This is a genomic window from Bradyrhizobium ferriligni (assembly GCF_056837965.1).
In genome coordinates this window covers 1-4,575 of the sequence record NZ_JBXEJO010000151.1, presented here as the reverse complement: position 1 = coordinate 4,575, position 4,575 = coordinate 1, and the positions used below count along the sequence as shown (strand labels likewise).

General features: G+C 65.9%; 4 protein-coding genes and 1 pseudogene. 1 reads left to right on the top strand and 4 read right to left on the bottom strand.

Annotation, left to right across the window (positions count from 1 at the left end; translation table 11 throughout):
• Positions 1 to 160: 160 nt before the first annotated feature.
• The 4 genes and pseudogenes from AC1VNY_RS42130 to AC1VNY_RS42115 form a co-directional block, all read right to left on the bottom strand.
• Positions 161 to 331, bottom strand: a pseudogene (locus tag AC1VNY_RS42130) (SDR family oxidoreductase); the annotation flags it as partial.
• An 11-nt stretch (positions 332 to 342) separates the two neighbouring features.
• On the bottom strand, positions 343 to 870 hold the full coding sequence (locus AC1VNY_RS42125; protein WP_212055073.1) for a VOC family protein: 528 nt from the start codon (positions 868 to 870) through the stop codon (positions 343 to 345).
• Between the two features lie 16 nt (positions 871 to 886).
• Positions 887 to 1,750, bottom strand: a complete 864-nt coding sequence (locus tag AC1VNY_RS42120; RefSeq protein ID WP_482409614.1) for an SDR family NAD(P)-dependent oxidoreductase — start codon at positions 1,748 to 1,750, stop codon at positions 887 to 889.
• A gap of 5 nt (positions 1,751 to 1,755) precedes the next feature.
• Positions 1,756 to 2,313: a carboxymuconolactone decarboxylase family protein gene (locus tag AC1VNY_RS42115; RefSeq protein ID WP_482409613.1), complete on the bottom strand. Its 558-nt coding sequence runs from the start codon at positions 2,311 to 2,313 to the stop codon at positions 1,756 to 1,758.
• A gap of 229 nt (positions 2,314 to 2,542) precedes the next feature.
• Between AC1VNY_RS42115 and ilvD the strand changes: the two genes are divergently transcribed.
• The gene (ilvD, locus tag AC1VNY_RS42110) at positions 2,543 to 4,387 is read left to right on the top strand and encodes a dihydroxy-acid dehydratase (RefSeq protein WP_482409612.1); all 1,845 of its coding nucleotides are present in this window, start codon (positions 2,543 to 2,545) and stop codon (positions 4,385 to 4,387) included.
• Positions 4,388 to 4,575: the final 188 nt, after the last annotated feature.

The window sequence follows — 4,575 nt, the reverse complement described above, 5'->3', positions numbered from 1 at the left end:
GGTGGGGGCTCTCTCCGCGAGTCATATCGTGGAGAGAGTCCCCACCCGCCGCGCTACGGACGACGCTTCGCGTCGCTCTTCGCGCGTCGGCCTCCCCCGCAAGCGGGAGAGGCAAAGCGAATCTGCGGACACACCGATGGAACCAAGCTTCAGCACACCGCTAAAGCCCGCTCAGGCCACTATCCACCGCGAGCGTCTGCGCAGTGACATAGACGCTTTCATCCGACATGAAGAACAGCACGGCATAGGCGATCTCCCAGGCCGTCGCCTCACGGCCGAACGGGATATGTCCCTTGCCGCGCGACGGACGGCGCCGGCCAGCATCGCCGCCGAATAGCCGCGTCAGCCCACCACGCGGATCGGGTCCGAGCCGTCCCAGGTCGCGGCCACGGTCCTGATCTTCTCGAAGAACCGCCCCTTCGATCCCGAGATGTCTGAGATCTCGATCACGGTGCCGGCATGGCCGGCGGTGTCGAAATAGGCGAAGCGTCCCTTGGGGCCACCGATCTGGCCTTCATGACCGACCGTGAAGCCTGCCGCGATGGCGCGGTCGTAGAGCGACTGGTAGTCCGTGCTCCAGTACGACATGTGCTGCAGGCCCTCGCCGTGGCGCGCCAGAAAATCCAGATACATCGACGGCGCGTCGTTGCGCTGTTGGATTAGCTCGATCTGCAGATCGCCGGAATTGGCCAGCGCGATCGACATCTCGACCGCGGAGTCCACGCCGCGATAGCGGAACCAATCGACCTTGACCGCGGGGATCAGGAAGAACGGCCCGACCCGTAGCGTCTCGGTCCAGAACTTCAGCGCCGCATCGATGTCGCGAACGACGTAGCCGTTCTGACAGACCTTGCCGAACAATGCACTCATGCGCCCTCCCCGCCGCTCACAAACCGCTGAGCCCGCTGTCGACCGCGAGCGTCTGCGCGGTGACATAGACGCTTTCATCCGACATGAAGAACAGCACGGCATAGGCGATCTCCCACGCCGTCGCCTGACGGCCGAACGGGATATGCCCCTTGCCGCGCGACGGACGGCCCGCGCCGGCTTCGCGGCCGTTCGGGGTGTCGACCAGCCCGGGATAGACCAGATTGGCGCGGATGCCGCGCCGCGCGCCCGCATGTGCGATGTTGCGCATCAGGCCGCCGAGCGCGGCCTTGGAGGAATCATAGACCGCCATCTGCGATCCCGCCTTCAGCGCCGCGATCGAGGAGATGAAGACGATCGAGCCGCCGTCTTCGAATTTCGGCAAGGCCGCGCGGCAGCACAGCATCGGGCCGCGGACATTGACGTCGTAGATCCTGTTCCACTCCTCCGCGCTGACATTGTCGAGCCCGGTCTTGCCGAAGGTACCGATGTTCAGCACCATGCCGTCGAGCCCGCCCATCGTGCGATGCGCTTCATCAATCATCCTGATGACGTCGGCCTCTTGAGTGACATCGGCGGCGATCGCGAAAGCGCGGCCGCCGTCAGCTGCAATACGAGCAACCGTGTCCTCGGCCGAGGCGCGGTTGAGGTCGGCGACCGCGACATGCGCGCCCTCGCGCGCGAACAGCAGGCTCATGGCGCGGCCATTGCCGATCGGATCGGTGGCGGCATCGAACACCCGCTGGCCGCCGCCGACCACGAGGATGCGGCGGCCGTTGAGACGTCCCCTGCCCGGCGCGGTACCCGAGGATTCCGCGCTCAGCGGACGGACATAGCGCTCCGGCTTCGTGTCTTGCTTGGCCTCTTGCGAAATCTCCGACATCCGATTCAACCCCGCTTCTTGCCACCCTCGTAGACCGCCATGCCGGCGGCCGGATCGAGATCGGTCTCGGTTGCCTCCGTCAGCCGCGCCATCATCATGTAGAAGCCGAGCGCGACGACCGCCTCGACGATCTCCTGATCGCTGAAATGCTCGCGCATGCCGGCAAAGGCGGCGTCGCCGACGCGGACCTTCTCGACCACCTCGCGGCCGAAGCCGAGCAGCGCGCGCTCGGCGGCGTTCAGCGCCGCATCGTCGTAATTGCCGCGCTCGACGGCATCGATCTGCGCCTGGGTGACGCCGACGCCGAGCGCAATCGGCACGTGCTGGCGCCATTCATAGGCGCCGCCCTCGAGCTGCGCGGCCTGCAGGATCAAGAGCTCGCGGTTGACCGCCGACAGCTTCTGCTTGTGCAGGATCGAATTGCCGAGCCGCATCAGCGGAATGGCATTGGCCTCGGCATGGGCCATCATGCGGAAGATGTTGAGCTTGACCGGCATGCGGTCGAACGCGGCGCGGATATCGCCGCCCGTCGTGTCCGGATCAATCAGAGGCAGCCTTGCCACGCGTCTCTCCCATTTTGCGTCTGTTCGTTGTTCTTGCCGTCGTTCTTGCCGTCGGTGCGACCAGCTAATGCACCGGGCCGACCGAGATCAAGCCGACCGCTCGACATTGCCCGAATTGCGGGGTTCAGCCATGCGGTTCCGCGCTTGAATCCGCATCCACGGGCAGGCATAAGGAGCGCCAACTCCCCTAAAAAATGCCCTTAGCCCAAGGATTTGAGAAGGATTTACGATGCCCGCCTATCGCTCCCGCACCACCACTCACGGCCGCAACATGGCGGGTGCACGCGGCCTCTGGCGCGCCACCGGCATGAAGAACGAGGATTTCGGCAAGCCGATCATCGCGGTGGTCAATTCCTTCACCCAGTTCGTGCCCGGCCACGTCCATCTGCAGAATCTCGGCCAGCTCGTGGCCCGCGAGATCGAGAAGGCGGGCGGCGTCGCCAAGGAGTTCAACACCATTGCGGTCGATGACGGCATCGCGATGGGTCATGACGGCATGCTGTACAGCCTGCCCTCGCGCGAGCTGATCGCCGACAGCGTCGAATACATGGTCAACGCGCATTGCGCCGACGCGATGGTCTGCATCTCCAACTGCGACAAGATCACGCCCGGCATGCTGATGGCGACGCTGCGGCTCAACATCCCGACCGTGTTCGTCTCGGGCGGACCGATGGAGTCGGGCAAGATCCTGCTCAAGGGCAAGAAGCGCGCGGTCGACCTGATCGACGCGATGGTCGCGGCCGCCGACTCCAATGTGTCGGACGAAGAGGTCGAGGTGATCGAGCGCTCGGCCTGCCCGACCTGCGGCTCCTGCTCCGGCATGTTCACCGCGAACTCGATGAACTGCCTGACCGAGGCGCTCGGCCTCGCGCTGCCCGGCAACGGCTCTGTGCTGGCGACCCACGCCGACCGCAAGAGCCTGTTCGTCGAGGCCGGCCATCTGATCGTCGACCTCGCCCGCCGCTACTACGAGCAGGAGGACGCCAAGGTGCTGCCGCGCAATATCGCGAACTTCAAGTCGTTCGAGAACGCGATGACCCTCGACATCGCGATGGGCGGTTCGACCAACACCGTGCTGCATCTGCTCGCCGCCGCGCGCGAGGGTGAAGTGCCGTTCACGATGACCGACATCGACCGCCTGTCGCGCAAGGTGCCGGTGCTCTGCAAGGTCGCGCCCTCGGTGCAGGACGTCCACATGGAGGACGTGCATCACGCCGGCGGCATCATGGCGATCCTCGGCGAGCTCGACCGCGCCAAGCTGCTCACGACCGACGGGCCGACCGTGCACGCCGCGACACTGGACGATGCGCTGAACCGCTGGGACGTGGTGCGGACCACGAGCGACAAGGTGCGCAACTTCTACTGCGCTGCGCCGGGCGGCGTGCCGACCCAGGAGGCCTTCAGCCAGGACCGCCGCTTCGACGAGGTCGATCTCGACCGCGAAAAGGGCGTCATCCGCGATGCCGCGCATGCCTATTCCAGGGACGGCGGCCTCGCCGTGCTGTTCGGCAACCTCGCCGAGGACGGCTGCATCGTGAAGACCGCCGGCGTCGACCAGAGCATTCTGAAGTTCTCCGGCCCCGCCCGGATCTTCGAGAGCCAGGACGCATCGGTCGACGCCATCCTCACCAACAAGGTGAAGGCCGGCGATGTGGTGCTGATCCGCTATGAGGGGCCGCGCGGCGGCCCCGGCATGCAGGAGATGCTGTACCCAACCAGCTACCTGAAATCGAAAGGTCTCGGAAAGGCCTGCGCGCTGATCACCGACGGCCGCTTCTCCGGCGGATCGTCGGGCCTGTCGATCGGCCACGTCTCGCCGGAAGCCGCCGAAGGCGGCCTGATCGGTCTGGTCGAGGAAGGCGACATCATCGAGTTTGACATCCCGAACCGCAAGGTCAACCTCAAGGTCGACGATGTCGAGCTGAAGCGCCGTCGCGCAGCGATGGAAGCCAGGGGCAACGCGGCATGGAAGCCGGCAGCGCCACGCAAGCGCGCCGTCTCGACCGCGCTGAAAGCCTATGCGGCGTTCGCCAGCAGCGCGGCCAAGGGTGCGGTTCGCATCCTGCCGGAGTGATAAGCGACGAGCTTGGCCGCGTGGCTCCGGTCTCGCGGCAGACTAGCTGCACCTCTCCCGCTTGCGGGGTCGAGACGAGCGAAGCTCGCTCTTAGGTCGACGCGCGACGAGCGACGCGAAGCGTCGTCCGTAGCGCGGCGGGTGGGGGCTCTTTCCGCAATGTGACACGCGGAGAGAGCCCCCACCCC

What these genes read in the sequence shown, in the direction of transcription:
- AC1VNY_RS42125 (WP_212055073.1), bottom strand. Translation starts at nt 870, where the DNA reads ATGAGTGCATTGTTCGGCAAGGTCTGTCAGAACGGCTACGTCGTTCGC.
- AC1VNY_RS42120 (WP_482409614.1), bottom strand. Translation starts at nt 1,750, where the DNA reads ATGTCGGAGATTTCGCAAGAGGCCAAGCAAGACACGAAGCCGGAGCGC.
- ilvD (WP_482409612.1), top strand. Translation starts at nt 2,543, where the DNA reads ATGCCCGCCTATCGCTCCCGCACCACCACTCACGGCCGCAACATGGCG.